Annotated in this window: 18 protein-coding genes and 1 tRNA gene; 9 read left to right on the forward strand and 10 right to left on the reverse strand. The window is 71.4% G+C overall.

The window, feature by feature from the left end:
- Positions 1-44 precede the first annotated feature (44 nt).
- Complete coding sequence (gene gltB, locus IG94_RS0104065; RefSeq protein ID WP_031031100.1) at positions 45-4589, forward strand: glutamate synthase large subunit; 4545 nt, start codon at positions 45-47, stop codon at positions 4587-4589.
- The gene (locus IG94_RS0104070) at positions 4582-6045 is read left to right on the forward strand and encodes a glutamate synthase subunit beta (protein WP_031031102.1); all 1464 of its coding nucleotides are present in this window, start codon (positions 4582-4584) and stop codon (positions 6043-6045) included. The genes gltB and IG94_RS0104070 overlap by 8 nt, the downstream gene beginning before the upstream one ends.
- A 113-nt stretch (positions 6046-6158) precedes the next feature.
- Here the strand turns inward: IG94_RS0104070 and IG94_RS0104075 are convergent, their stop codons facing one another.
- A complete protein-coding gene (locus tag IG94_RS0104075) occupies positions 6159-7058 on the reverse strand; it encodes a chitosanase (protein ID WP_031031105.1) in 900 nt (299 codons plus the stop codon).
- Between the two features lie 541 nt (positions 7059-7599).
- On the opposite strand from IG94_RS0104075, the gene IG94_RS0104085 reads away from it, so the two are divergent.
- Entirely contained in the window at positions 7600-8322 is a 723-nt protein-coding gene (locus IG94_RS0104085) for a vWA domain-containing protein (protein WP_031031109.1), read from the forward strand.
- A gap of 6 nt (positions 8323-8328) precedes the next feature.
- On the opposite strand, the gene IG94_RS0104090 is transcribed toward IG94_RS0104085, so the two are convergent.
- Both IG94_RS0104090 and IG94_RS0104095 read right to left on the reverse strand, forming a co-directional pair.
- Entirely contained in the window at positions 8329-8958 is a 630-nt protein-coding gene (locus IG94_RS0104090; protein ID WP_031031114.1) for an SIMPL domain-containing protein, read from the reverse strand.
- A 38-nt stretch (positions 8959-8996) separates the two neighbouring features.
- A complete protein-coding gene (locus tag IG94_RS0104095; protein ID WP_031031115.1) occupies positions 8997-9893 on the reverse strand; it encodes a hypothetical protein in 897 nt (298 codons plus the stop codon).
- A 156-nt stretch (positions 9894-10049) separates the two neighbouring features.
- On the opposite strand from IG94_RS0104095, the gene IG94_RS0104100 reads away from it, so the two are divergent.
- The 4 genes from IG94_RS0104100 to IG94_RS0104115 all read left to right on the forward strand — a co-directional run bounded on the left by IG94_RS0104100 (position 10050) and on the right by IG94_RS0104115 (position 16030).
- The gene (locus tag IG94_RS0104100; protein WP_031031117.1) at positions 10050-10400 is read left to right on the forward strand and encodes a chorismate mutase; all 351 of its coding nucleotides are present in this window, start codon (positions 10050-10052) and stop codon (positions 10398-10400) included.
- 112 nt (positions 10401-10512) lie between these two features.
- Complete coding sequence (gene pepN / locus IG94_RS0104105) at positions 10513-13011, forward strand: aminopeptidase N (RefSeq protein ID WP_031031119.1); 2499 nt, start codon at positions 10513-10515, stop codon at positions 13009-13011.
- Between the two features lie 200 nt (positions 13012-13211).
- The gene (locus IG94_RS0104110) at positions 13212-14624 is read left to right on the forward strand and encodes a pyridoxal phosphate-dependent decarboxylase family protein (RefSeq protein ID WP_031031122.1); all 1413 of its coding nucleotides are present in this window, start codon (positions 13212-13214) and stop codon (positions 14622-14624) included.
- Positions 14621-16030, forward strand: coding sequence for a lysine N(6)-hydroxylase/L-ornithine N(5)-oxygenase family protein (locus IG94_RS0104115; RefSeq protein ID WP_031031125.1), 1410 nt, complete (start codon positions 14621-14623; stop codon positions 16028-16030). The genes IG94_RS0104110 and IG94_RS0104115 overlap by 4 nt, the downstream gene beginning before the upstream one ends.
- Before the next feature lie 28 nt (positions 16031-16058).
- Here IG94_RS0104115 and IG94_RS0104120 read toward each other — a convergent pair whose 3' ends face one another.
- Positions 16059-17882, reverse strand: a complete 1824-nt coding sequence (locus IG94_RS0104120) for a bifunctional metallophosphatase/5'-nucleotidase (RefSeq protein WP_031031128.1) — start codon at positions 17880-17882, stop codon at positions 16059-16061.
- A 238-nt stretch (positions 17883-18120) separates the two neighbouring features.
- On the opposite strand from IG94_RS0104120, the gene pyk reads away from it, so the two are divergent.
- Positions 18121-19551 carry a pyruvate kinase gene (pyk, locus tag IG94_RS0104125; RefSeq protein ID WP_031031130.1) on the forward strand — a complete coding sequence of 477 codons (1431 nt, stop codon included), beginning with the start codon at positions 18121-18123 and terminating at the stop codon, positions 19549-19551.
- 47 nt (positions 19552-19598) lie between these two features.
- On the opposite strand, the gene IG94_RS0104130 is transcribed toward pyk, so the two are convergent.
- A tRNA-Leu gene (locus tag IG94_RS0104130) sits at positions 19599-19672 on the reverse strand.
- Positions 19673-19774: 102 nt separating this feature from the next.
- On the opposite strand from IG94_RS0104130, the gene IG94_RS0104135 reads away from it, so the two are divergent.
- Positions 19775-20431, forward strand: a complete 657-nt coding sequence (locus IG94_RS0104135) for an ANTAR domain-containing response regulator (protein WP_031031132.1) — start codon at positions 19775-19777, stop codon at positions 20429-20431.
- Between the two features lie 79 nt (positions 20432-20510).
- On the opposite strand, the gene IG94_RS0104140 is transcribed toward IG94_RS0104135, so the two are convergent.
- From IG94_RS0104140 to IG94_RS0104160, 5 genes are all read right to left on the reverse strand, one after another.
- Positions 20511-21227 (reverse strand): ABC transporter ATP-binding protein, encoded by a 717-nt coding sequence (locus tag IG94_RS0104140; protein ID WP_031031136.1) that lies wholly within the window; start codon positions 21225-21227, stop codon positions 20511-20513.
- Entirely contained in the window at positions 21224-22132 is a 909-nt protein-coding gene (locus tag IG94_RS0104145; protein WP_031031138.1) for an ABC transporter ATP-binding protein, read from the reverse strand. The genes IG94_RS0104140 and IG94_RS0104145 overlap by 4 nt, the downstream gene beginning before the upstream one ends.
- A gap of 2 nt (positions 22133-22134) precedes the next feature.
- Entirely contained in the window at positions 22135-23961 is a 1827-nt protein-coding gene (locus tag IG94_RS0104150; protein ID WP_031031142.1) for a branched-chain amino acid ABC transporter permease, read from the reverse strand.
- 5 nt (positions 23962-23966) lie between these two features.
- Entirely contained in the window at positions 23967-24899 is a 933-nt protein-coding gene (locus tag IG94_RS0104155; protein ID WP_031031145.1) for a branched-chain amino acid ABC transporter permease, read from the reverse strand.
- Positions 24900-25013: 114 nt separating this feature from the next.
- Positions 25014-26249: a branched-chain amino acid ABC transporter substrate-binding protein gene (locus tag IG94_RS0104160; RefSeq protein WP_031031147.1), complete on the reverse strand. Its 1236-nt coding sequence runs from the start codon at positions 26247-26249 to the stop codon at positions 25014-25016.
- Between the last annotated feature and the right edge of the window lie 445 nt (positions 26250-26694).

The raw sequence follows: 26694 nt of genomic DNA on the forward strand, positions 1-26694 counted from the left end.
GCCAGCCGTCCCAGCATTCCGCGAGTGGCCAGAACTGGTCCTTCATGGATGCTCGCCCTGCCGCGCAGGGTATGTACGACCCCCGCAACGAGCACGACGCCTGCGGCGTCGGTTTCGTCGCCACTCTCACCGGCGAGGCGTCCCACACCCTGGTCGACCAGGCACTCACCGTGCTGCGCAACCTGGAGCACCGCGGCGCCACCGGCTCCGAGCCGGACTCCGGCGACGGTGCGGGCATCCTCTCCCAGGTGCCGGACGCCTTCTTCCGTGAGGTGGCCGGATTCGAACTGCCCGAGGCCGGTGCGTACGCCGCGGGGATCGCCTTCCTGCCGGGTGACGGCACCGAGGACGCGGTCGCCCGGATCGAGGCGATCGCCGGCGAGGAGGGCCTCACCGTCCTCGGCTGGCGCGAGGTCCCGGTCGCCCCGCAGATGCTCGGTGCCACCGCCCGCTCGACCATGCCGGTCTTCCGCCAGATCTTCGTGACCGACGGTGCCTCGCGGGGCATCGCGCTCGACCGCAACGCCTTCGCGCTGCGCAAGCGCGCCGAGCGCGAGGCGGGCGTCTACTTCCCGTCACTGTCCGCGCGGACCATCGTCTACAAGGGCATGCTCACCACCGGCCAGCTGGAGCCGTTCTTCCCGGACCTCTCCGACCGCCGCTTCGCCTCCGCGATCGCGCTCGTGCACTCCCGGTTCTCCACCAACACCTTCCCGAGCTGGCCGCTCGCCCACCCGTACCGCTTCGTCGCGCACAACGGCGAGATCAACACGGTCAAGGGCAACCGCAACTGGATGCGCGCCCGCGAGTCCCAGCTGGCCTCCGGGCTGTTCGGGTCGTCCGCGGACCTGGAGCGGATCTTCCCGATCTGTACGCCGGACGCCTCCGACTCCGCCTCCTTCGACGAGGTCCTTGAGCTGCTGCACCTGGGCGGGCGTTCGCTGCCGCACTCCGTGCTGATGATGATCCCGGAGGCGTGGGAGAACCACGACTCGATGGACGCGGACCGGCGCGCCTTCTACCAGTTCCACTCCACGATGATGGAGCCCTGGGACGGCCCGGCCTGCGTCACCTTCACCGACGGCACCCAGGTCGGCGCCGTCCTCGACCGCAACGGTCTGCGCCCCGGCCGCTACTGGGTCACCGACGACGGCCTCGTCGTCCTCGGCTCCGAGGTCGGCGTCCTCGACATCGACCCCGCGAAGGTCGTCCGCAAGGGCCGCCTCCAGCCCGGCCGCATGTTCCTCGTGGACACCGCCGAGCACCGCATCATCGAGGACGACGAGATCAAGGCGCAGCTCGCCGCCGAGCAGCCCTACGCCGAGTGGATCGAGGCCGGCGAGATCGAGCTGTCCGACCTGCCCGAGCGCGAGCACATCGTGCACACCCACGCCTCGGTCACCCGCCGCCAGCAGACCTTCGGGTACACCGAGGAGGAGCTGCGCGTCATCCTCGCGCCGATGGCCAAGGCCGGCGCCGAGCCGATCGGCTCCATGGGCACCGACTCGCCGATCGCGGCGCTCTCCGCCCGCCCCCGGCTGCTCTTCGACTACTTCACCCAGCTCTTCGCGCAGGTCACCAACCCGCCCCTGGACGCCATCCGCGAGGAACTGGTCACCTCGCTGCGCTCCTCGCTGGGCCCCCAGGGCAACCTGCTCGACCCCACGGCCGCCTCCTGCCGCAGCGTCCTGCTGCCCTTCCCGGTCATCGACAACGACGAGCTGGCCAAGCTCATCCACGTCAACGCCGACGGCGACATGCCCGGCTTCAAGGCCGCGACCCTCTCCGGTCTCTACCGGGTGCACGGCGGCGGCGACTCCCTGGCCGCCCGCATAGAGGAGATCTGCGCCGAGACCGACGCCGCCATCGAGAACGGCGCCCGGCTGATCGTCCTGTCCGACCGGCACTCGGACGCCGAGCACGCGCCGATCCCGTCGCTGCTGCTCACCGCCGCCGTCCACCACCACCTCATCCGCACCAAGCAGCGCACCGAGGTCGGTCTGCTGGTCGAGGCCGGCGACGTCCGCGAGGTCCACCACGTCGCCCTGCTCATCGGCTTCGGCGCCGCCGCGGTCAACCCCTACCTCGCGATGGAGTCCGTCGAGGACCTGGTCCGCGCGGGCACCTTCCTGCAGGCCGTCGACGGCGAGCCCGAGCCCGCCATCCGGAACCTGATCCACGCCCTCGGCAAGGGCGTCCTCAAGGTCATGTCCAAGATGGGCATCTCCACCGTCGCCTCCTACCGCGGCGCCCAGGTCTTCGAGGCCGTCGGCCTGGACCAGGAGTTCGTCGACAAGTACTTCAACGGCACCACGACCAAGATCGGCGGCGTCGGCATCGACGTCGTCGCCCAGGAGGTCGCCGCCCGCCACGCCAAGGCGTACCCGGCCAGCGGCATCGCGCCGGCCCACCGCACCCTGGAGATCGGCGGCGAGTACCAGTGGCGCCGCGAGGGCGAGCCGCACCTGTTCGACCCGGAGACGGTCTTCCGCCTCCAGCACTCGGCGCGCTCCGGCGAGTACGACATCTTCAAGAAGTACACCGAGCGCGTCAACGAGCAGTCCGAGCGGCTGATGACGCTGCGCGGTCTCTTCGGCTTCACGTCGGACCGGAAGCCGGTCCCGCTCGACGAGGTCGAGCCCGTCTCCGAGATCGTCAAGCGCTTCTCCACCGGCGCCATGTCGTACGGCTCCATCTCCCAGGAGGCGCACGAGACCATGGCCATCGCCATGAACCAGCTGGGCGGCAAGTCCAACACCGGTGAGGGCGGCGAGGACCCGGAGCGCCTGTACGACCCCGCGCGCCGCTCCAGCATCAAGCAGGTCGCCTCCGGCCGGTTCGGCGTCACCTCCGAGTACCTGGTCAACGCCGACGACATCCAGATCAAGATGGCCCAGGGCGCCAAGCCCGGCGAGGGCGGCCAGCTGCCCGGCCACAAGGTGTACCCGTGGGTCGCCAAGACGCGGCACTCGACGCCCGGCGTGGGCCTGATCTCCCCGCCGCCGCACCACGACATCTACTCCATCGAGGACCTGGCCCAGCTGATCCACGACCTGAAGAACGCGAATCCGCGGGCGCGGATCCACGTCAAGCTGGTCTCCGAGGTCGGCGTCGGCACGGTCGCGGCGGGTGTCTCCAAGGCGCACGCGGACGTCGTGCTCATCTCCGGCCACGACGGCGGCACCGGCGCCTCCCCGCTCACGTCGCTCAAGCACGCGGGCGGCCCCTGGGAGCTGGGCCTCGCCGAGACCCAGCAGACCCTGCTGCTCAACGGCCTGCGCGACCGGATCGTCGTCCAGACCGACGGCCAGCTCAAGACCGGCCGCGACGTCGTCATCGCCGCGCTGCTCGGCGCCGAGGAGTTCGGCTTCGCCACCGCGCCGCTCGTCGTCTCCGGCTGCGTCATGATGCGCGTCTGCCACCTGGACACCTGCCCGGTCGGCATCGCCACCCAGAACCCGGTGCTCAGGGACCGGTTCTCCGGCAAGGCCGAGTACATCGTGAACTTCTTCCGGTTCATCGCCGAAGAGGTCCGCGAGATCCTCGCCGAGCTGGGCTACCGCTCCATCGAGGAGGCCGTCGGCCACGCCGAGACCCTCGACGTGACCCGCGCGGTCGACCACTGGAAGGCGCAGGGTCTGGACCTGGAGCCGCTGCTCCACGTGCCCGCCCTGGCCGAGGGCGCGGCGCGGCACCAGACCGCCGTCCAGGACCACGGCCTGGAGAAGGCGCTCGACAACCAGCTGATCAAGCTCGCCTCGGACGCCCTGTCCGCCGCGGACGCCGCCCAGGCCGCGCCCGTGCGCGCCCAGGTCGCCATCCGCAACATCAACCGCACCGTCGGCACCATGCTCGGCCACGAGGTGACCAAGAAGTTCGGCGGCGCGGGCCTGCCCGACGACACCGTCGACATCACCTTCACCGGCTCGGCCGGCCAGTCCTTCGGCGCCTTCGTCCCGCGCGGTATCACGCTGCGCCTGGAGGGCGACGCCAACGACTACGTCGGCAAGGGCCTCTCCGGCGGCCGCGTGATCGTCCGCCCCGACCGGGGCGCCGACCACCTCGCCGAGTACTCCACCATCGCCGGCAACACCATCGGCTACGGCGCCACCGGCGGCGAGATGTTCCTGCGCGGCAAGGTCGGCGAGCGCTTCTGCGTCCGCAACTCCGGCGCGCTGGTCGTCTCCGAGGGCGTCGGCGACCACGGCTGCGAGTACATGACCGGCGGCCACGCCGTCGTCCTCGGCGAGACCGGGCGCAACTTCGCGGCCGGCATGTCCGGCGGCATCGCCTACGTCGTCGACCTCGACCGGGACAACGTCAACGCCGGCAACGTCGGCGCCGTACAGGCCCTGGACGACGCGGACAAGGACTGGCTGCACGACGTGGTGCGCCGGCACGCCGAGGAGACCGGCTCCACGGTCGCCCGGAAGCTGCTCGACGACTGGTCCGCCGCGGCGGAGCGCTTCAGCAAGATCATCCCCAGCACGTACCAGGCAGTGCTCGCCGCCAAGGACGCCGCCGAGCGAGACGGTCTCTCCGAGTCCGAGATCACCGAGAAGATGATGGAGGCGGCGACCAATGGCTGACCCCAAGGGCTTTCTGAACCACGGCCGCGAAGTCGCCACGTCCCGGCCGGTCGAGGAACGCGTCAAGGACTGGAGCGAGGTCTACGTCCCCGGCTCCCTGCTGCCGATCATCAGCAAGCAGGCCAGCCGCTGCATGGACTGCGGCATCCCGTTCTGCCACAACGGCTGTCCCCTCGGGAACCTGATCCCCGAGTGGAACGACTACGCCTACCGCGAGGACTGGTCGGCGGCGTCCGAGCGCCTGCACGCCACCAACAACTTCCCGGAGTTCACCGGCCGCCTGTGCCCGGCCCCGTGCGAGGCGGCGTGCGTGCTCGGCATCAACCAGCCGCCGGTCACCATCAAGAACGTCGAGGTGTCGATCATCGACAAGGCGTGGGAGACCGGGGACGTCGCCCCGCGCATCCCCGAGCGTCTGTCCGGCAAGACCGTCGCCGTCATCGGCTCGGGCCCGGCCGGTCTCGCCGCCGCCCAGCAGCTCACCCGGGCCGGCCACACCGTCGCCGTCTACGAGCGCGCGGACCGCGTCGGAGGCCTCCTGCGCTACGGCATCCCCGAGTTCAAGATGGAGAAGCGGCACATCAACCGGCGCATCGAGCAGATGCGCGCCGAGGGCACCCGCTTCCGCACCGGCGTCGAGGTCGGCCGCGACGTCACGGCCGGCAGCCTCAAGAAGCGCTACGACGCGGTCGTCGTCGCCGCCGGCTCCACCACCGCGCGCGACCTGCCGGTCCCCGGCCGCGAGCTGAACGGCATCCACCAGGCGATGGAGTACCTGCCCCTGGCCAACAAGGTCCAGGAGGGCGACTACGTGGCGCCCCCGATCTCGGCCGAGGGCAAGCACGTCGTCGTCATCGGCGGCGGCGACACCGGCGCCGACTGCGTGGGCACCGCCCACCGCCAGGGCGCCGCCTCCGTCACCCAGCTGGAGATCATGCCCAGGCCGGGCGAGGAGCGGAACCCGCTCGCCCAGCCGTGGCCGACCTTCCCGATGCTGTACAAGGTCACCAGCGCCCACGAGGAGGGCGGCGAGCGGGTCTACGCCGTCTCCACCACCCACTTCGAGGGCGACGAGGACGGCAACGTCCAGTGGCTGCACCTGACCGAGGTCGAGTTCATCGACGGCAAGCTCAGCCCGAAGCCGGGCACCGAGCGCAAGATCCCGGCCCAGCTGGTCACCCTCGCCATGGGCTTCACCGGCACCGACAAGGAGAACGGCCTCGTCGACCAGTTCGGCCTGGAGCTCGACGCACGCGGTAACATCGCCCGGGACGCCGACTTCCAGACCAACGTGCCGGGTGTGTTCGTCGCCGGTGACGCCGGCCGCGGCCAGTCGCTCATCGTCTGGGCGATCGCCGAGGGCCGCTCGGCCGCGCACGGCGCCGACCGCTTCCTGACCGGGGCCAGCGACCTGCCGTCCCCGATCCGCCCGACCGACCGCGCCCTCGCGGTCTGACGGACGGAACAACCGAAAAAGCGTCCCGCACAATGGCGTGCGGAACACTGATGGCGCCTGCCCCGTCCCCGACCGGACACAGGGCAGGCGCTGTCGCATGCCTGGGGCATCCGCTACGGCACCTTGTAGGTGTCCCCGTACATCTCCCACACCAGCGGCGTCGCCAGGTCCAGGTTCCCGGCCTGCAGGAAGCGCCGCTGGGCCGTGTCGATCCTGGACGCGTCGATACCCGGGCGCTTGGCCTCCATGGCCGCGCGGCGCACGTCCAGGAAGGTCTTCAGAAAGGCCTTCTCGGAGCCGCCCTGCCCCGGCGTCTTCGCCTCCCGCAGCGCCTGCTCGCGCAGCCCGTAGAACCCCTCGGCGTCCGTGTCGGGGCCGTGGAAGACCATCGCGTCGTAGTAGACGAACTGGCCCAGCGTGCCGAGGCCGTCCAGCTTGGCCAGGCGGACCGCCGGCTCGAAGTAGACCCGGTCGCGCTCCTCCTCCTGCGCCTCGCGGAAGGCCGGGACCTCGGCCTCGGCCCGCCAGGCCGCCGTGAACCCGGGGTCCAGGCCCTCGTGCGAGTCGGTGCCGTCGACCTCGCGCAGGGCGGGCAGGTACGTGGCCAGGGCGTTGTCCGGGTGGTCCGCCGTGTAGCGCTCGACCAGGGTGAGCAGGTCGTGGGTGCCGGTGCAGAACCCGATGATGCCCGCGGTGTAGCCGTCGCCCTCCCCGGGGTCCTCGATGGTGCCGTAGGCGGTGCGCCACTCGGTCGTCGAGTTCTCGGCACTGGACACGAGCCGCTGGGCCAGTTCCTTCTTCGCCTCGGCGGCGAGCCCCGCCGGCAGGTCGGCGATCAGCTCGTCGTCCGCCTCGCGCTCCTTCTCCGCCCGGTCCTTGGCGTCCGCACGGGACTGCGCGGTGGCCGCGGGCGGTGCGACGGGGGCGTCGGCCGAGTCCGACGGCAGGACGAAGTACACCCCCGTCGCGATCACGGGAACGGCCGCCAGGAGCAGCACTCCGGGACGTCTCACTGCGGGACACCTCCGCCGGTCGGTTCGGACACCTTGCACACCACAGCCACGGCCGGCAGCACCGCCGGGGGGCGTCGTCCGGATCTCGCCGGGGTCGCGGGGCCCGGCGCGCGCATATGCGGCGCCGGCGTCGGTTGCCGGAGCCCCGCCCGGTCGCCGGTCAGCGCGTACGTCACCAGGGGCGTCGCCCATCTCCGGGCGCCGGCCGCCGTCCGGGCCTGCCGGACCGCGCGCGCCCCCTCCTTCACGCGCTCCGGGCACGGGTGGCCCACGGACGCCTCGTGCACGCGGTCCGGGCAGATGTGCCGGGCGCAGCGGACGCGGCGCACCCGGCACTCCGCCGCGGGACGGCGGTGGCAGGTGGTGACGGCGGACTCCGAATCCACGGGCCGGCTCCTCGGGGCTGGACGGACGGTGAGCCGGTGGGGGCGGCGGCGAACAAAATAGCGAATGCCGGTGGACGGGCCGGGAGGCGGGGTGGTCCGTGGCGTAATCTCGGCGCCGACAGCCGCAAGTCCAGGGGTGACGGGGGAGAGACCGCATGGCCGCGATCAGTCTGACCAAGGTGCGGGAGACCGCGCCCGCGCTCGTCGACCTGTACAAGAGCGCCGGGGTGTCGCTGACCAAGCACGGCCTGGAGGGGACCCGGGCCGCGGTCTACCTCGTCGTCGACTACTCCGGCTCGATGAAGCCGTACTACAAGGACGGCACCGTGCAGGCGCTCGCCGACCGGGTGCTCGGACTGTCGGCCCAGCTCGACGACGACGGCACCGTCCCGGTGGTGTTCTTCTCCACGGACGTCGACGCGGTCACCGAGATCGCGCTCGCCGACCACCACGGGCGGATCGAGCGGATCGTGGCCGGCCTCGGGCACATGGGGAAGACCAGCTACCACCTGGCCATGGACGCCGTCATCGACCACTACCTCGACAGCGGCGCACACCACCCCGCCCTCGTCGTCTTCCAGACCGACGGCGGACCGATCAACCGGCTCGCCGCCGAGCGGTACCTGTGCAAGGCGGCGCGGCTGCCGCTGTTCTGGCAGTTCGTCGGCTTCGGCGACCCGGACAGCCGGCAGTTCGACTACCTGCGCAAGCTCGACGAACTGCCGTCGCCGGGCAAGCGCGTGGTCGACAACGCCGGCTTCTTCCACGCGGGCCGCGACCCGCGCGAGGTGAGCGACGCCGAGCTGTACGACCGGCTGGTCGCCGAGTTCCCCACGTGGCTGGTGGACGCGCGGGCCCGGGGCATCGTGCGGTCCTGACGTCCGTCAGTGCCGCAGCGAGAAGCCCAGCTGGACCCCGGCCGTCACCTCCACCGCCCCGGGCGCCAGGGCATTGGACGGGCCGCCGCCCCGGGCCACGCGGAACTGGGCCAGGGGCTGCGCCTCCACGTCCTGCACGTGCAGCACCGGGCCCAGCCGGACGTCCGCCGCCTCCGCATACACCTGCGCCCTGCGGCGGGCGTCGGCCACGGCCCGGCGGCGGGCCTCGTCGCGCAGGGCCGGCCGGTCGAGCACGTCGAACTCGACGCTGTCGATCCGGTGCGCGCCCGCGTCGACCATGTCCACGATCAGCCGCTCCAGCTCGTCCAGCGCCTCGCTCTCCACCGAGTACGAGGCCTGGCAGCGGTACCCGAGCAGCGTCCGGCCGTTGCCGTGGCCGTCGTACTCCGAGGCGAGGGCGAGCCGGGAGCCCGAGACCGAGGCGTCCGGCACACCGTGCCGGCGCAGCACCTCCCGCAGCCGCGTCACGGCCGCCCCCGCCCGCCGGAAGGCCTCCTCGGGCGAGGGCTCCAGCACGTCCACCGCCGGCTGCACCCGCGCCAGCCCGGGCTCCGCCCGCACCGTGCCCGCGCCGAACACACTGATTCCCCAGGGTTCTTCGATGCTCTGCGTCATACCGTCATTGAAGCAGCGCGCCCCACGCCCCACGCGTCCTACGTGTCGCACTCCAGCACCGTCCGGCACAGCCCGCACCGCGCCCGCACCCGCCCCCGCACCGGCACCCTGATCCGCTGGTGACAGGTCGGGCACGGGAACGACACCCGCAGCGGGCCCCGGCCGTCGGACGTGAACGCGTACGGCCCGCCCGCCGGAGGAGCGGCGGCGTGCGGGTCCTGGGCGTGCCGGCGGTCCCGGGCGTAACGGCGGCGGCCCGCCCAGCCGGCCGCGGTCAGCGGCGGCTGCCGCTCGTCCCGGCGGGCCCGCGCCAGGCCCCTGCCGTACGCCGTGTAGGCCTGCGGGCTGGTGAACCAGACCGACGGGTCCTCGCCGAACAGCAGCGCCCGCTTGGCCAGCACGTACCCGAACTCCTCCGGCGTCAGGTACCCGAGCTTCTGCGAGGACGCCCCGTCCTCCCGGAACGCGTCCAGGAGCAGCCAGCCCGCGCCCAGGTACGCCGCCGCCGTGTCGGTGAGGATCTCGTTGTCCCGGGTGCCGGGGAAGGACAGGTCGAGACGGTGCAGGTAGACGTGCATCACCTCGTGGGCGAGGGCCGCGCCGATGTCCCGGCGGTGGGTGCGGAAACGGTCGTTCAGCTCGACGAAGTACTCGGGGCCCGCCGCGAGTTCCACGTTCGCCGCGTGCGTCATCTCGCGGAAGGAGACGATCATGCGGGCGTCCGGCAGCCGGTAGTGCCGCACCAGCTCGCGGGCCACGCGCTGCGCGCCCAGATACAGGTCGTCGGTGTCGTGGAACGCCACGTCGGCCGGGGGCACGCTGGCCGGGAACGCCTGGACCGTGTCGTACGACAGCCGTCTGTACAGGGCGGTCACGGCCTCCCGTACCGTCTCCAGGTGCGGGAAGCCGTGCTCGACCGGTCCACCGTTCGCCACGCCCGACCCCCAAGACGGCGCCTGAAGTCTCCTCCCCACTGTACGAGACCTCCCGTACGGGGCGCGCTCCGTACGGGGGACGGCCCGCTGTACGGGGAGGTCCGCTGTGCGGAACGGTCTGCGGCGGCGGGCCCGGCGCCCGTAGGGTGTGCGCCCATGACCACCAGCAACACCGGTACCGGAGCCGTCGACCCCGCCGTCCGCGAGGAGCTGGCCCGGCTGCGGGACAGCATCGACAACATCGACGCGGCCGTCGTCCACATGCTCGCCGAGCGCTTCAAGTGCACCCAGCAGGTCGGCCTCCTGAAGGCCCGGCACGCGCTGCCGCCCGCCGACCCGGCCCGCGAGGCCAGGCAGATCGACCGGCTGCGCACCCTCGCCGAGAGCGCCAAGCTCGACCCCGCGTTCGCCGAGAAGTTCCTCAACTTCATCATCGCCGAGGTGATCCACCACCACGAGCGCATCGCGGAGGACAACGGCGCCGGCCCGCGCCCGGCCGCCGGCTGAGCCCCGGGGCCACGACGTGCGCCCCCGGGGCGCACGTCCCGGCGGGCCGGACATACGCCACGTACCGAACCGCCTCTGTGCGCTGCCCACCGCATCAGGCAGCATGTCGTGCATGTCCGTACTGACGCGCGACGAAGCGCAGACCCGTTCCCGGCTCCTCGACGTCCACCACTACGCGATCGCCCTCGATCTGACGCGTGGGGACGAGACCTTCGACTCCCGTACCGCCATCCGGTTCACCGTGCGCGGCGACACGGACGCCACGGACACGTTCGTCGAGGTCAAGCCCGCGGAACTGCGCTCCGTCACCCTCGACGGACAGCCCCTCGACCCGGCCGCCCTCGACGGCAACCGGCTGCCGCTGCGGGGCCTCGCCCCCGGCGAGCACGAACTGCGCGTCGACGCCGCCATGCGCTACTCCCGCACCGGCGAGGGCATGCACCGCTTCACCGACCCCGCCGACGGCGAGACCTACCTCTACACCCAGATGTTCCTGGACGACGTCCAGCGCGTCTTCGCCGCCTTCGACCAGCCCGACCTCAAGGCCGTCTTCGACCTCGCCGTCACCGCCCCCGAGGGCTGGACCGTCCTCGCCAACGGCATCACCGAACACACCGGTGACGGCCACTGGAAGGCCGCCACCACCCCGCTGATCTCCACCTACCTCGTCGCCGTCGCCGCCGGCCCCTGGCACTCCGTGCGCACCGAACACCGCGGCCTGCCCTTCGGCATCCACTGCCGCCGCTCGCTGGCCCCGCACCTGGACACCGACGCCGACGAACTCTTCGAGATCACCCGCGCCTGTTTCGACCGGTACCACGAGAAGTTCACCGAGCCCTACCCCTTCGACTCCTACGACCAGGCGTTCGTCCCCGAGTTCAACGCCGGCGCGATGGAGAACCCCGGACTGGTCACCTTCCGCGACGAGTTCGTCTTCCGGTCCGCCGTCACCGACACCCAGCGGCAGACCCGCGCCATGGTCATCGCCCACGAGATGGCCCACATGTGGTTCGGCGACCTCGTCACGCTGCGCTGGTGGGACGACATCTGGCTGAACGAGTCCTTCGCCGAGTACATGGGCTACCAGACCACCGCCGAGGCCACCCGCTTCGCCGACACCTGGACCGACTTCGGGGTCAGCCGCAAGGCCTGGGGCTACGACGCCGACCAGCGCCCCTCCACCCACCCCGTAGCCCCCGAGCACGTCGAGGACACCGCCTCGGCCCTCCTCAACTTCGACGGCATCTCCTACGCCAAGGGCGCCTCCGCCCTGCGCCAGCTCGTCCACTGGCTCGGCGAGAAGGACTTCCTGGCCGGCATCAACATCCACTTCGAGCGGCACAAGTACGCCAACGCCTCCCTCGCCGACTTCATCGACTCCCTCGCCGCCGCCACCGACCGCGACGTCCACGCCTGGGCCGACGCCTGGCTGCGCACCACCGGCGTGGACACCCTCACCCCCCGCGTCACCGGCGACAACGGCGGCCGCGCACTGGAGGTCGGCCGCAAGGGCGAGCGGCCGCACCGCGTCGCCGTCGGCCTCTACGACCGCGACCTCAACGACGAGGGCCGGCTCACCCTCCGCGAACGCCTCGACCTCGACCTCCCCCAGGACGACCCCCGGCCCATCGGCAAGCTCCCCGCCCTCGTCGTCCTCAACGACGGCGACCTGAGCTACGCCAAGGTCCGCTTCGACGCCGAGTCCTTCCGGACGATCCGCGAGGGCCTGTCCGGCCTGCCCGACCCGCTCACCCGGGCCGTGGTCTGGAACGCCCTCAGGGACGCCGTCCGCGACGGCGAACTCCCCGCCCGCGCCTACCTGGACATCGCCCGCGCCCACCTCCCCCGCGAGACGGACCTCGCCCTGGTGGACGGCGTACTCGCCTTCGCCGCCGGCCAGGTCGCCGACCGCTACGTCGCCCCCGAGCAGCGGCCCGCCGCCCTGACCACCCTCGCCGAGCTGTGCCGCGACCTCATCCGCCGCACCGAGGACGGCGACCACCCCGGGCTGCGCCTGATCGCCGTACGCCACCGCATCGCCACCGCCGCCCACCCCGACACCATCGCCGCCTGGCTCGCCGACGGCACCGTGCCCGGCGGCCCGGAACTCGACCCCGAACTCCGCTGGCGCATCCTCACCCGCCTCGCCGTACTGGGCGCCACCGACGAGGCCGCCATCGCCGCCGAACTCGAACGCGACCCGAGCGCCACCGGCCAGGAGGGCACCGCCCGCTGCCGCGCCGCGCTGCCCGACGCCGAGGCCAAGAGCCGTGCCTGGGAGGCCATGTTCGCCACGGACGACCTGTCCAACTACCTGTTCACCGCCATGGCCCAGGGCTTCTGGCAGCCCGAACAGGCCGACCTCGTACGGGAGTACGTGCCGCGCTACTTCGCCGAGGCCGTCGCGGTCGCCGCCCGGCGCGGCCCCGCCATCGCCGACGCCGCCGGCCGCTGGGCCTTCCCCGGCCACGCCGTCGACGCCGACACCCTGCGCCTGGGCGAGCGGTGCCTGGCGGACGCCGAGCCCCTCCCCGCCCTGCGCCGCAAGCTCACCGACCAGCTCGACGACCTGGCACGCGCGCTGCGGGTACGGGAGGCGGGCGCACGCTGACCGCGGGGCCGGGCGTCGGACACGTGGTGCCGGGTGGCACGCCCGCCGCGGTGTGCCATCCCGCACAAAGTGTCGAATCGTGCCCCTCCGCCTCACCGCCGGGTCCCTCGTTCGGGTACTGATCGTTGGGCTGTCCGGGTGTACGGGGCCGTCGGCCGCAAGCTGGAGTCCTGGTCCCGCGCCCGGAGGACAGACAGCCCATGGGCATCCCGCCCCTCGCCTCGGGCCCGCACGGCACCGACGCCCTGCGGCCCCTGCTGGACACGGTGCTCGACGCCCTGCGCGCCGGCACCGCCGCACGCGGCGGTCCCCTGCCCCCGGGCGGGCCCCGCGCCGTCGCCGCCCGGGTGGCGGACGCGGTCGGCGAGATCCTGCCCGGCCACGGCGACCCCGAGGCGCTGCGCGTCCTGGTCACCGTGCTCGCCGAGGGCGCCGCCGACCCCGCCCACCCCCTGTGCGCCGCCCACCTGCACGCCCCGCCGCTCGCCGTCGCGGCCGCCGCCGACCTCGCCGCGAGCGTCCTCAACCCCTCTCTCGACTCCTGGGACCAGGCGCCCGCCGCCTCCGCGCTGGAAGCCCTCGTCACCCGCGCCCTCGCCCGGGAGGCCGGCGCCGCCGACGCCCTCGTCACCACCGGCGGCACCGAGTCCAACCAGCTCGCCGTCCTGCTCGCCCGCGAGACCCTCGGCACCGGCCTGCGCATCGTCCACGGCGCGAACGCCCACCACTCCGTGCACCGCGCCGCCTGGCTCCTCGGCCTGCCCGACCCCGTCGTCGTCCCCGCCCCCGCCGGCACCCTCGACCCCGCCGCCCTGGACGAGGCCCTCACCCGGGTCCCCGGACCGCACCTCGTGGTCGCCACCGCCGGCACCACGGACGCCGGCCTCGTCGACCCGCTGCCCGCGATCGCCGACCGCTGCGCCGCCCACGGCGCCCGCCTGCACACCGACGCCGCCTACGGCGCGGGCCTCCTCTTCAGCGCCCGGCGCAGGCCCCTGCTCGCGGGACTGGAGGCCGCCGACACCGTCGCCCTCGACCTGCACAAGCTCGGCTGGCAGCCGATCCCCGCCGGCCTCCTCGCGGTCGCCGACGCCGCCGACCTCGCCGTGCTCCACCACCGCGCCGACTACCTCAACGCCGACGACGACACGGACGCCGGACTCCCCGACCTGCTCGGCCGCTCCCCGCGCACCAGCCGCCGCCCCGACGTCCTCAAGGCCGCCGTCACCCTCAAGACCCTCGGCCGCACCGGACTCGGCGCGCTCGTGGACGAAGTCTGCGACCTGGCCGAGGAGTTCGCCGTCCTCGTCCACGACCGCCCCGGGCTCGAACTGCACGCCCCGCCCACCCTCAGCACCGTCCTGTTCCGGCCCGCCCGCGCCACCGACGCCGACGTTGCCGCCGTACGCCGCACCCTGCTCGCCACCGGCCGCGCCGTCCTCGGCCGGGCCCGCGCCGGCGGCCGCCTCTGGCTCAAGGCGACCCTCCTCAACCCCCACACCCGGCGCGCCGACCTGGCCGCGCTCCTCGCCCTCGTCGAGACCGCGGCCGGAACCGGAGCCGCGACCCCGACCCCACCCGGAACCGCCCCGGAAGGACACCACGCCCCATGAACGCCACGCCCCTCGACTCCGAAGCCCCCCGCGACCTCGTCGGCGTCGGCATCGGCCCCTTCAACCTCTCCCTCGCGGCCCTCGCCGACCCCCTCACCGGCCTGAACGCCGTCTTCTACGACCAGCGCCCCGCCTTCCACTGGCACCCCGGCCTGCTCATCGAGGGCGCCCGCGTCCAGGTGCCGTTCCTGGCCGACCTGGTCACCCTCGCCGACCCGGCGAACCCCTGGAGCTTCCTCAGCCACCTGAGGGCCAGAGAACGCCTCTTCCCCTTCTACTTCGCCGAACGCTTCCACATCCAGCGCGCCGAGTACGACGCCTACTGCCGCTGGGTCGCCGAGGGGCTGCCGTCCCTCCGCTTCCACCACCAGGTCGACGCCGTCCGCTGGAACCCCGAACGCGGTCTCTTCGAGGTCGACTACACCCAGCTCGACGCCGCCGGAGAGGCCGAGGCCCTCGGCCGCACCCACACCCGCAACGTCGTCCTCGGCGTCGGCACCGCACCGCACGTGCCCGACCCGCTCAGGCCCCTCGTCGAGGACCCCCTCGTCCCCGTCGTCCACGCCGCCGACTACCTCGCCCACCGCGACACGCTCCGCGCCGCCGGACACGTCACCGTCATCGGCACCGGGCAGTCCGGCGCCGAGATCTTCCTGGACCTGCTCCGTTCCCGGCCCGTCGGCCGGGAGCGGCTGCACTGGCTCGGCCGCACCGAGTCCATCGCCCCGATGGAGTACTCCAAGCTCGGCCTGGAACACTTCACGCCCGACTACACCCGCTACTTCCACGGCCTGGCCGAACCGGTCCGCGACCGCCTCGTCGCCGCCCAGTGGCAGCTGCACAAGGGCATCGACGCCGACACCACCGCCGCCCTCCACGACGAGCTGTACCGCCGCACCCTCGACGGAGGCTGGCCCGACACCGTCCTCACCCCCGGCGTCCACGTCCGCACCGCCGGCCGCCTCTCCGGCACCCAGGTCGAACTCCACCTGGAGCACGCCCAGCAGAAGACCCGCTCCCGCCTCACCACCGACGCCGTCGTCCTCGCCACCGGCTACCGCGAACGCCCCCTCGGCCGGATCCTGGCCGGCCTCGACCCCTACATGCGGCGCGACAGCTCCGAACGCCACCGCGTCGACGACCGCCACCGCCTCGTCCTCGACCCGTCCGTCACCGGCGCCGTGTACGTCCAGAACGCCGAGACCCACACCCACGGTGTCGGCGCGCCCGACCTCGGCCTCGCCGCCTGGCGCAGCGCCACCATCCTCAACGACCTGACCGGGCGGGAGCCCTACCCGCTCCCCGGCCGGACCGCCTTCACCACCTTCGGCCTGCCGAACGGACGGCCCCAGATCCCGACCACGCACGACCACCGGGCGCTGACGCCCCTGACGGACGGGATCTGAGGCTGCCCGGCGCCCCCGGACAGGCGGCTCAGAACACCGGCGTGCCCTCCCGCGTCAGCGACCAGCCCACGGAGGCGAAGTCCGCCGGGTCCAGCACACCCTTCGCGGTCGCCCACTCCGCGATCCGCGTGCGGATCTCCGTCGACTCCGACCACACCTCCTGGGCCGACGCCACGTGCGGGAAGGCACCGCCGCCGTTGGCCCGGTAGTTGTTCACCGCCAGCACGAACCGCGCGGCGTCGTCCAGCGGGGCGCCGTCGCGGGCGAGGTTCCTGATCCGCGAACCGGCCGGCTGCGCGATGTCGATCTCGTACGTCAGCCCCGACACGTAGTCGTAGTTGTAGTCCGGGCGGCCGTTGGCGTTCGTCAGCTTCTCCACGTCCACCGGCGCACCGGCGGCCGTCTGCACGTAGTACTCCGCCGAGTACTCCAGGTACGCCCGCACCTGGGCGCCCGTCAGCACCTTCGCGACCAGCGTGTTGTCGTACACGTACAGGCTCGACAGGTCCCGGATCGTCACGTCGCCCGCCGGGATCTCGGAGGTCCGCGAGAAGGGCGACGCCTGCGCCAGGACCGGCAGCGACGCGTGCTCCGTGCCGGCCAGCGCCTCCTTGACGACATCCTCCTGCACCCTGGTGATGAGGTCGATGATCGGGGCGTCCTTGTAGCGCGCCTCCACCGTCGTCAGCGTCTCGGTGGCGGTGCCGACCACCTGGTTGACGTACTCCACCACCGTCGCGTGCTCGTCGGCGAGCAGCCGGGTGATCCGCCCGTCGTCGGCGACGCCGGCCGAGTCGCGCAGCGACGCCCGCACCGACTCGACGTGCCAGCGGCCCCGCTCGAAGACCAGCTCGAAGTCGAACAGCGTGAGCCGCTCGGCGAAGCACAGCGGCTCCGACAGGACGACGGTCCGCCCGGTCTCCTCGTTGACGACCTTCAGCTCCGCGATCTCCTCGTGGGCGTGCCCGACCAGGATCGCGTCGATACCGGGCACCTGACGGGCCACGTTGGCCGCCGCGTTCTCGACGTACGGGATCTGGTCACCGTAGGAGGAGGTGCCCGACGAGCCGGAGTGCGCCGACACGACCACCACGTCCGCGCCCATCGAGCGCAGCTTCGGCACCCACTTCGCCGCCTGCTCCTCCAGCCCCGGGAAGGCCAGCTTCCCCTGCACGTACGCCTTGTCCCAGATCGCGATGCCCGGGTTGGTCAGCCCCAGCACCGCCACCTTCACCGGCGGCGCGCCCTTCACCCGGAAGGTCTTCATGAAGTACGGCGGGAACGCGGGCCTGAGCGTCTTCGCGTCCACCGCGTTGGCGCCGAGCAGCGGGAAGTCGCACTGCTCCTCGAATCTGCGCAGCGTCTCGATGCCGTAGTTGAACTCGTGGTTGCCGAGCGCCACCGCGTCGTAGCCGATGGCGTTCATCGCCTGCGCCATCGGGTGCACCGGGCCGCCCTCGGCGGTGATCGGGTCGACCTTGGCGTAGTAGTACGTCAGCGGGGTGCCCTGGATGGTGTCGCCCGCGTCGAGGAGCAGCGTGTTGCGGCGGCCCTTCTCCTCGCGGACCTCGTTCACCAGGGTCGAGATGCGGGCCAGGCCCTGTGCGTTGCCCGCCTCGTCCGTGTACTCGGCGTCCTTGAAGTAGTCCCAGTTGAAGACGTGGCCGTGCAGGTCGGTGGTGCCCAGCACGGTCAGCGCGTACCGCTTCTCCTTCTTGTGGCCCATGGGTCCCTTGTGCCCCTGCTGGGTGGGGGCCGCCTCGGCCGCCGGAGCAGCCGGCGCGCCGGCCAGTGCGACCCCCGCCCCCGTCACGGCGGACCTGCTCAGGAACTTCCGGCGGTTGAACGGCATGGCTGACTCTCCTCGGTGACCCGTGCGGACTGCGTCAGCAGCGGCGGGGCGGGTAGTGGCGACGCGCGTAGATTCTGTCCTGGACACGTCGTCTGTCAAGGGTGGAAAGCCGATCCGTACGCTCATCGGAGCGGTGCTGCGCACAATTCAACACTTGTCAATCACCCTTTACTCAAAGGTTGTTGAGTGGTCATGCGTGGCCAATTCGCTACCCGGCAGTAAGTCATAGGCTCGACGCATGCGCCGAGCAAAGATCGTCTGTACCCTTGGGCCCGCCACCGACTCGTACGACCAGATCAAGGACCTGGTCGATGCCGGAATGGACATCGCCCGCTTCAATTTCAGCCACGGCAGCCACGCCGAGCACGAGGAGCGGTACCGGCGGGTCCGCAAGGCGTCCGACGAGACCGGCCGCAGCGTCGGCGCGCTCGCCGACCTTCAGGGCCCGAAGATCCGCCTCGGCCACTTCGGTGAGGGACCCGTACTCCTTGAACGCGGCGACACCTTCACCATCACCGTCGAGGAGGGCGTCGAGGGCGACCGCCACACCTGCGGCACCACCTACGCGGGCCTCGCCGCCGACGTCGCCCCCGGCGAGCGCGTCCTCGTCGACGACGGCAAGGTCTGCCTGGAGGTCACCGGCGTCGACGGCCCCCGGGTGCACACCAGGGTCGTCGAGGGCGGCATGGTCTCCGACCACAAGGGCCTCAACCTGCCCGGCGTCGCCGTCTCCGTCCCCGCGCTGTCCAAGAAGGACGAGGACGACCTGCGCTTCGCCCTGCGCGGCGGCTTCGACGTCATCGCCCTCTCCTTCGTGCGCAGCGGACGCGACGTCGCCGACGTCCACCGCATCATGGACGAGGAGGGCCGCCGCCTCCCCGTCATCGCCAAGGTCGAGAAGCCGCAGGCGGTGGAGGACATCGAGGGCATCGTCGCCGCCTTCGACGGCATCATGGTCGCCCGGGGCGACCTCGGCGTCGAGATGCCGCTCGAGCAGGTGCCGATCGTCCAGAAGCGCGCGATCAAGCTCGCCCAGCGCAACGCCAAGCCGGTCATCGTCGCCACCCAGATGCTCGACTCGATGATCGACAACGCCCGCCCCACCCGCGCGGAGGCCTCCGACGTGGCCAACGCGGTCATCGACGGCACGGACGCGGTGATGCTCTCCGGCGAGACCAGCGTCGGCAAGCACGCGACCGACACGGTGCGCACGATGGCCCGGATCGTCGAGGCGGCCGAGGAGGACATGCTGGCCAAGGGGCTGCCCCCGCTGACCGACCGCAACAAGCCCCGCACCCAGGGCGGCGCGGTCGCCCGCGCGGCCGCCGAGATGGGGGACTTCCTCGGCGCCAAGTTCCTCGTCGCCTTCACCCAGTCCGGCGACACCGTCCGCCGCCTCTCCCGCTACCGCTCGCCCATCCCGCTGCTCGCGTTCACCCCCGAGCCGGCGACCCGCTCGCAGCTGAGCCTGACCTGGGGCGTGGAGACGTTCCTCGGCCCGCACGTGGACTCCACGGACGCGATGGTCGACCAGGTGGACGAACTCCTCACCCGCTACGGCCGCTGCGAGAAGGGCGACACCGTGGTCATCACGGCGGGCTCGCCGCCGGGGGTGTCGGGCACCACGAACCTGGTGCGGGTGCACCGCATCGGGGAGGACGACCGCTGAACGGGTGGCCCGGCTGCGGCTGGGGTGCCTTCGAAAGGAAGGTTAAGTGCCCCGGGTGGGACTCGAACCCACACTGAATGCCTTTTGAGGGCATCGTCTCTGCCGATTGGACTACCGGAGCCTCTTCGAACCGAAGGTCAGTGTAGCCCCTCGGTGACTCAAAGATACAGGAGCTAGGTAGGCTCTTGTGAGCAGCACCCCTGCCCCGAACGAGGAGCCCCACGTGACCGCCCCCGAGTCGCCCCAGCCCGCTGACGCGAACGACGACGACAAGTCGCACGTTCCTCCGCTGACGACCCGCGTCGTCATCGCCGAGGACGAGGCGCTCATCCGGCTCGACCTCAAAGAGATGCTGGAGGAGGAGGGGTACTCCGTCGTCGGCGAGGCCGGTGACGGGGAGCAGGCCGTGGAGCTGGCCCGTGAGCACAAGCCGGACCTGGTGATCCTCGACGTGAAGATGCCCAAGCTCGACGGCATCTCCGCGGCCGAGAAGATCGCCGAGGAGAGCATCGCACCGGTGCTGATGCTGACCGCGTTCTCCCAGCGCGACCTGGTGGAGCGGGCGCGGGACGCCGGGGCGATGGCGTACCTGGTGAAGCCGTTCAGCAAGAGCGACGTCGTGCCGGCGATCGAGATGGCCGTCTCGCGGTTCACGGAGCTGAAGGAGCTGGAGAAGGAGGTCGCCGACCTCAGCCAGCGGCTGGAGACCAGGAAGCTGGTGGACCGCGCGAAGTCGGTGCTGCAGACGCAGTACGGCCTGACCGAGCCGGCCGCGTTCCGGTGGATCCAGAAGACGTCGATGGACCGGCGGATGTCGATGCAGCAGGTGGCCGAGGCGGTCATCCAGGACGCCGAGGAGAAGAAGGCGTCCAAGGGCTGAGGCCCTCCCGGAGCACGGCGAGGCCCGCGTCCCCTTTCGGGGGCGCGGGCCTCGCGTGTACGGCGGGACGGGCGCGCGGTCAGTCCTCGCCGAGGTAGGCCTTGCGGACCGACTCGTCGTGCAGGAGCGTCTGGCCGCTGCCGGACAGGACGATGTTGCCGGTCTCCATGACATGGCCCTGGTCGGCCAGCGAGAGGGCGGCCTGCGCGTTCTGCTCGACGAGCAGGATGGTGGTGCCCTGGGACTTCAGCTCGGCGATCGTCGCCATGATCTTCTGCATCATGATCGGCGACAGCCCCATGGAGGGCTCGTCGAGCATGAGCAGCTTGGGCTGGGACATCAGGGCGCGGCCCATCGCCAGCATCTGCTGCTCACCGCCGGAGAGGGTGCCCGCCGCCTGCTTCCGGCGCTCCCCGAGGATCGGGAAGAGGTCGTAGGCGCGCTGGATGTCCTTCTCGATGCCCGGCCGGTCGCTGCGCAGGAAGGCGCCGAGGCGGAGATTGTCCTCGATCGTCATGCGCGGGAAGATGTGCCGCCCCTCGGGCGAGTGGGCGAGCCCGAGGGAGACGATCTGGTGGGCCGGGGTCTTCTTGAGGGACTTGCCCCGGAACCTGATCTGCCCGCCGACCGGCTTGAGCAGGCCCGACAGGGTGCGCAGGGTGGTGGTCTTGCCGGCGCCGTTGGTGCCGATCAGGGTGACCACTTCGCCCGCGTCGACCGTGAAGGAGATGCCCTTCACGGCCTCGATCTTGCCGTACGCGACGCGGAGGTCCTCGACCTCGAGCAGTGCGGTCATCGGTCGTTCTCCTTGCCGGCCGCGGTGTCCGTGGTGGTGTCGGCCTGGGCGGCCTCGGCGGCCTCGACCTCGGCCGCCTCCGCGGCACCGGGGTCGTTCTCGAGGGGTTCGCCGAGGTAGGCGGCGACGACGCGTTCGTCGCCCTGCACGGTGGCGCTGTCGCCCTCGACGAGCTTCTGGCCCTGGACGAGGACGGCGACGCGGTCGCAGAGGTTGAAGATGAACCGCATGTCGTGCTCGATCACGAGGACGGCGATGCCCTGGTCGCGGATGGCGAAGACCAGTTCCTCGGTGGCCCGGGTCTCCTGCGGGTTCATGCCGGCCGTCGGCTCGTCCAGGAGCAGCAGTCCCGGTTCGCTGGCCAGCGCGCGGGCGATCTCCAGCTTGCGCTGCTCGCCGTAGGGCAGGTTCCGCGCGAGGTGGTCCGCCTTGGCGGCCAGGCCCACGAACTCCAGCAGCTCCAGGGCGCGTTCCCGGGAGGCCTTCTCCGCCTTGTGGAAGCCGGGGCCGCGCAGCACGGCCGACCAGAAGCCCTCCTTGGTCCGCGTGTGGCGGCCGACGAGGACGTTCTCCAGGACCGTCATGTTGGAGAAGAGGCGGATGTTCTGGAAGGTACGGGCGATGCCCGCCGCCGTGACCTTGAAGGACTTGGCGGGCAGGACCCGGTCCCGGTAGCGGACCTCGCCCTCGGTGGGGACGTAGAGGCCGGTCAGGCAGTTGAAGAAGGTCGTCTTCCCGGCGCCGTTGGGTCCGATCAGGCCGACGATCTCGCCGCTGCTGACGGTGAGGTCGACGCTGTCCACCGCGGTCAGTCCGCCGAAGCGCATGGTGACGCCGCGTGCGTCGAGGATCGTGGTACCGGTGGCGCCCGGCGCGCCGCCCGTGGTCGTGGTGTCGGTGGTCATCATCAGGCCCCTGTCTTGCTCAGGGTGGTGGGCGCTTCGGCCTCTTCGTGGAACTCCAGCTTGCGCCGCCGGTTGGCGATGAGGCCCTCGGGGCGGAAGCGCATCAGCAGGACGAGCGCCAGTCCGAAGGCGAAGAGCTGGTAGTCGTCGAGGAACTGGAGCTTGTTCGGGATCAGGAAGAGCAGCGAGGCGCCGATGAGCGGGCCCGCGATGGTGCCCATGCCGCCGAGTACGACCGCGGCGAGCAGGAACGCCGAGTTGGGCGGGGTGGTACCGGCGAAGAGGTACTGCTCGGGGGTGACCGTGTAGGTCACGTGCGCCTGGACCGTGCCGGCGAGTCCGGCCAGCGAGGCGCCGACGGCGAAGGCGATCAGCTTGACGCGGAAGCCGTTGATGCCCATGGCGAGCGCGGCGGTCTCGTCCTCGCGGATGGCGACCCAGGCACGGCCGATGCGGGAGTCGCCGCTGCGCCGGAAGACGAGGACGACGACGGCCGTGATGACGAGCATCAGGAAGAAGTAGTTGGCGAACCGGCCGATGGTGAAGCCGCCGATGTCGTGCGGGAGCCCCATGTCGAAGCCGAGGATGCTGAGATCCGGGATGGACGAGATGCCGTTGGAGCCGTTGGTGACGTCCGGTCCCGAGGTGCCGTCCAGGTTGTTGGCGGTGATGCGGAAGATCTCGCCGAAGCCGAGGGTGACGATGGCGAGGTAGTCGCCGCGCAGCCGCAGGGTGGGGGCGCCGATGAGGACGCCGAAGATCAGCGAGGCGGCGGCGCCGACGAGGACGGCACCCCAGAAGGGGAGGTGCAGGTCGAACGGGGAGCTGGGGGAGCCGGAGACCATCGAGGCGGCGTAGGCGCCGACGCCGAGGAAGGCGACGTAGCCGAGGTCGAGCAGACCGGCGAGGCCGACGACGATGTTCAGGCCGAGGGCGACCGTGGCGAAGATGAGGATGTAGACGCCGATGGTGGCGTACTGGTCGTCGGACTGGGTGAACGGGAAGCAGGCCGCCGCGACGAACGCGCCGCAGACGGTGATGTTCTGGTGCCGCGCGGTGATCTCGGAGACCTGCGCGATCAGCCCGGACTTGTTGAGGGCGGCGAAGCCGAGGCCGGCCGTGATCAGGAAGCCGACGAACAGCTCGTCGTACTCGGTGCCGATGCCGTACGTGAAGACGAACAGGCCGACGGCGAGGACGGCGACGATGACCAGGATCTCGGCGTAGGACGGCAGGGCACGCAGCGGGCGGGGGGTGCCGGAGGCGAACGCCGCCTTGACCACCTGCCAGTTGTGCGAGCTGGTGTGCTTGAACTGCTCCCAGCCCGTGTCGTCCGGGTCGAACGGGTCGGGCTCGGGGCGCTGCACGGGCAGGGCGAGGGAGCCGAGCAGGGCGATCAGGGTGGCGGCGGCCGCGACGTAGCCGCCGGGCTCCAGGTTGACGACGCCGCCGAGCTGCGCGCTGATCGCGACGACCGTGTACCAGGCGGTGGCGAAGGCGGCGAGCGCCGCGACCCTGAGGGCCGCGTCGGCGCCGGCCGGTACGAGCCAGCGCAGCCCCTTGACGTCGTAGGAGGCGAGGCCGAAGAGGGCGGTCAGGGCACCGGCGACCAGCACCAGCACCTGGAGGCCGCCCGGGTAGCCGTAGACGGTGAGGTCGCCGGGGAACTCGGCGGTCCAGGTCCAGGCGAGGAAGGTGGAGACGACGGTGAGGACGCCGCCGCCGGTGGCGAGGGCGCGGCCGACGCGCGGGGGGATGCCGATGAGGCCGGAGGTGTCGTCCGCGGCGGGGGCGCCGGTGTTGTCGGGCGCGGTGGTCTGTGTGGTCATCGGTGTCACGCCCTGTCCGCAACGCGTTCGCCGAGCAGGCCCTGTGGCCTGAACAACAGCACGAGGATGAGGAGGATGAAGGCCCAGACGTCGGACCAGGACTGGCTGCCGAACTGGTCGAGGCCGGGGATGTCGGCGATGTACGCGGTGGCGAGGGTCTCGGCGACGCCGAGGGTGATGCCGCCGATCATGGCGCCGTAGATGTTGCCGATGCCGCCGAGGACGGCCGCGGTGAAGGCCTTGAGGCCGAGGATGAAGCCCATCTTGAAGTCGATCTGGCCGTACTTGAGGCCGTTGGCCACGGCTCCGACGGCGGCGAAGACGGCGCCCAGCGCGAACGCGACCACGATGATGCGGTCCGTGTTGACGCCCATCAGCTTGGCCGTGTCACGGTCCTGCGCGGTGGCCTGCATGCCGCGTCCGATGCGGGTGCGCATCACGAAGAAGCCGAGGAACGCCATGCTCAGCGGGGCGGCGACGAACAGGAAGACGTCGCCGGTCTGCAGGGTGACGCTGCCGATGTGGAAGGGGCCCCCGTCGATCTGGGGGAAGGTCCGCGCCGACTTGGCCTCGGGGTACCAGGCCCACACCGCCTGCTGGAGGGCGAGGGAGAGGCCGATGGCGGTGATGAGGGGGGCGAGGCGGGGGGCGCCGCGCAGCGGCCGGTAGGCGAATCGTTCCGCTCCGACGGCGACGGCGACGGAGACCACCATGGCGCCGATGAGCATCAGGGGCAGTGCGATCAGCATGGAGGTGCCGTCGGGCAGGATGTACAGGTAGACCGTGAGTGCGCCGAAGGCGCCGGTCATGAAGATCTCGCCGTGGGCGAAGTTGATGAGCTGGACAATGCCGTAGACCATTGTGTAGCCGATGGCGATCAGCCCGTACATGGATCCCAGTAGCAGGCCGTTGACCAGCTGCTGCGGCAGTTCGTTCACCGCATGTCCTCCGAGACTTTCGGACGTTCGACGGATGTGGCCGGATGCGAGTCCGCGCGGGGCGCCTGTGGACAGCGCCCCGCGCGGCTCATGAGGTGTGGTGCGTGGGAGAGGTCAGCCGTTGTAGGTACCGGACTTCACGGAGCCCCAGGTACCGTTCTCGACGGCGTACACGGTGAGCTGCTTGTTGGTGGCGTCACCGAACTCGTCGAAGGAGACCTTGCCGGTCACACCGTCGAACGACACGTTCTGCATGGCGTCGACGACCTTGCTGCGGGCGTCGTCGGGGAGCTTGCCGTCGTTGTCCTCGACGACCTTCTTGACGGCCTCGATGATCGCCCAGGCCGAGTCGTAGGAGTAGCCGCCGTAGGCCTCGTAGGCCTCCTTGTAGCCCTCGGTCTTGTAGTTGGCGACGAACTCCTTGGCGGAGGGCAGCTCCTCCACCGGGGCGCCGACCGAGGTGGCGAGGTCGCCGGTGCCGCCGGCGCCGGCGAGCTTGATGAAGTCGGCGCTGTAGATGCCGTCGCCGCCGACCAGCGGGATCTTCGCCCCGGCCGCCTTGATCTGCTTGCTGAGCGGGCCGGCCTGCGGGTACTCGCCGCCGTAGTAGACGACGTCGGCGCCGGAGTTCTTGACCTTCGTGGCGACCGCGTTGAAGTCCTTGGTGTCCGGGTTGATGTGCTCGGTGCCGACGACCTGGCCGCCGAGCTTCTTGAACGCCTCGGTGAAGGTGGCGGCGAGACCGGCGCCGTAGGTCTTCTTGTCGTCGATGATGAAGGCCTTGCGCTTCTTGGAGTCCTTGTAGACGTACTCCGCCGCGAAGGGGCCCTGGATGGCGTCCGTGGTCGCCGTTCGGAAGTACGACTTGTACGGCCGGACCTTCTTGGTCTGCCAGTCGACACCCTGGCTGAGCGCGGGGTTGGTGTTGGCGGGGGAGACCTCGACCAGCTTCGCCGAGTCGAAGACCTTCTGCATCGACTCGCCGACGGAGGAGTTCAGCGGGCCGACCACGCCGAGGACGTCGTCGTTGGCGACGAACTTGGTGGCGTTCTGCTGGCCGACGGACGGCTGCCCCTGGTCGTCGAGGGACTCCACCTTGAAGGTGACGCCGTCGACGGTCTTCTCCTTGTTGGCGATCTTGGCCGCGAGGTCCACCGAGTTCTTGATGCCGAGGCCCAGCGCGGACAGGTCGCCGGTCAGCGGCGCGTCGACGCCGATGACGACGGTGGTGCCACCGCCGCCGCTGCCGGAGTCCGAGCCGCCGTCGTCGTCGCGCGAGCCGCAGGCGGTGAGTGTGAGCGCTCCCGCCGCCAGAGCGGCGGTGATGGCGATGAGCGAACGTTGACGCACGATCTGTCCTTTCCCTGGCACGGCCGCTTCCCGGTGGAGGCGGTCGAGTCGAGCGCGAGGTCGAGGGGTCGAAGTGACAATCCGACTGCGCGGTGACTGGCCGTGACTCTAAGCGGGTGTGGACAACGTGGAGGAGGGTCTGACACATGCTGTGACGCTCTTGTTATGACACCGGGTAATGCAGAGCGGTACTGGTTGGGGGGAAGGGCGGAATTCAGGCCGATTCGCCCTGTCTGCATGGTGAGAACATGCAGGACCGGCCGCCCGTGTTCAGGTGTCTGGGGTGTTTTGGTGATGACTTGGAATCGTCACTGCTGGCGACGTCAAGAGCCTGGGAGACGTCCCGCGCAAAGCTCGGCACCCCAGGGCGAAACCGCGGGTCCGTATTGCGGGCGCATTACGCAGCGTTACATTCAGGAAAGGGAGTCCGGCATTCCGGGGTGCT

The sequence above is a fragment of the Streptomyces olivaceus genome (genome assembly GCF_000721235.1).
Classification (GTDB): Bacteria; Actinomycetota; Actinomycetes; order Streptomycetales; family Streptomycetaceae; genus Streptomyces; species Streptomyces olivaceus.

Coding starts and splice junctions, on each gene's coding strand:
- gltB (WP_031031100.1), top strand. CDS start 45: ATGGATGCTCGCCCTGCCGCGCAGGGTATGTACGACCCCCGCAACGAG.
- IG94_RS0104085 (WP_031031109.1), top strand. CDS start 7,600: ATGGCCGCGATCAGTCTGACCAAGGTGCGGGAGACCGCGCCCGCGCTC.
- pyk (WP_031031130.1), top strand. CDS start 18,121: ATGCGCCGAGCAAAGATCGTCTGTACCCTTGGGCCCGCCACCGACTCG.
- IG94_RS0104090 (WP_031031114.1), bottom strand. CDS start 8,958: ATGACGCAGAGCATCGAAGAACCCTGGGGAATCAGTGTGTTCGGCGCG.
- IG94_RS0104140 (WP_031031136.1), bottom strand. CDS start 21,227: ATGACCGCACTGCTCGAGGTCGAGGACCTCCGCGTCGCGTACGGCAAG.
- IG94_RS0104070 (WP_031031102.1), top strand. CDS start 4,582: ATGGCTGACCCCAAGGGCTTTCTGAACCACGGCCGCGAAGTCGCCACG.
- IG94_RS0104145 (WP_031031138.1), bottom strand. CDS start 22,132: ATGACCACCGACACCACGACCACGGGCGGCGCGCCGGGCGCCACCGGT.
- IG94_RS0104115 (WP_031031125.1), top strand. CDS start 14,621: ATGAACGCCACGCCCCTCGACTCCGAAGCCCCCCGCGACCTCGTCGGC.
- IG94_RS0104100 (WP_031031117.1), top strand. CDS start 10,050: ATGACCACCAGCAACACCGGTACCGGAGCCGTCGACCCCGCCGTCCGC.
- pepN (WP_031031119.1), top strand. CDS start 10,513: ATGTCCGTACTGACGCGCGACGAAGCGCAGACCCGTTCCCGGCTCCTC.
- IG94_RS0104120 (WP_031031128.1), bottom strand. CDS start 17,882: ATGCCGTTCAACCGCCGGAAGTTCCTGAGCAGGTCCGCCGTGACGGGG.
- IG94_RS0104110 (WP_031031122.1), top strand. CDS start 13,212: ATGGGCATCCCGCCCCTCGCCTCGGGCCCGCACGGCACCGACGCCCTG.
- IG94_RS0104150 (WP_031031142.1), bottom strand. CDS start 23,961: ATGACCACACAGACCACCGCGCCCGACAACACCGGCGCCCCCGCCGCG.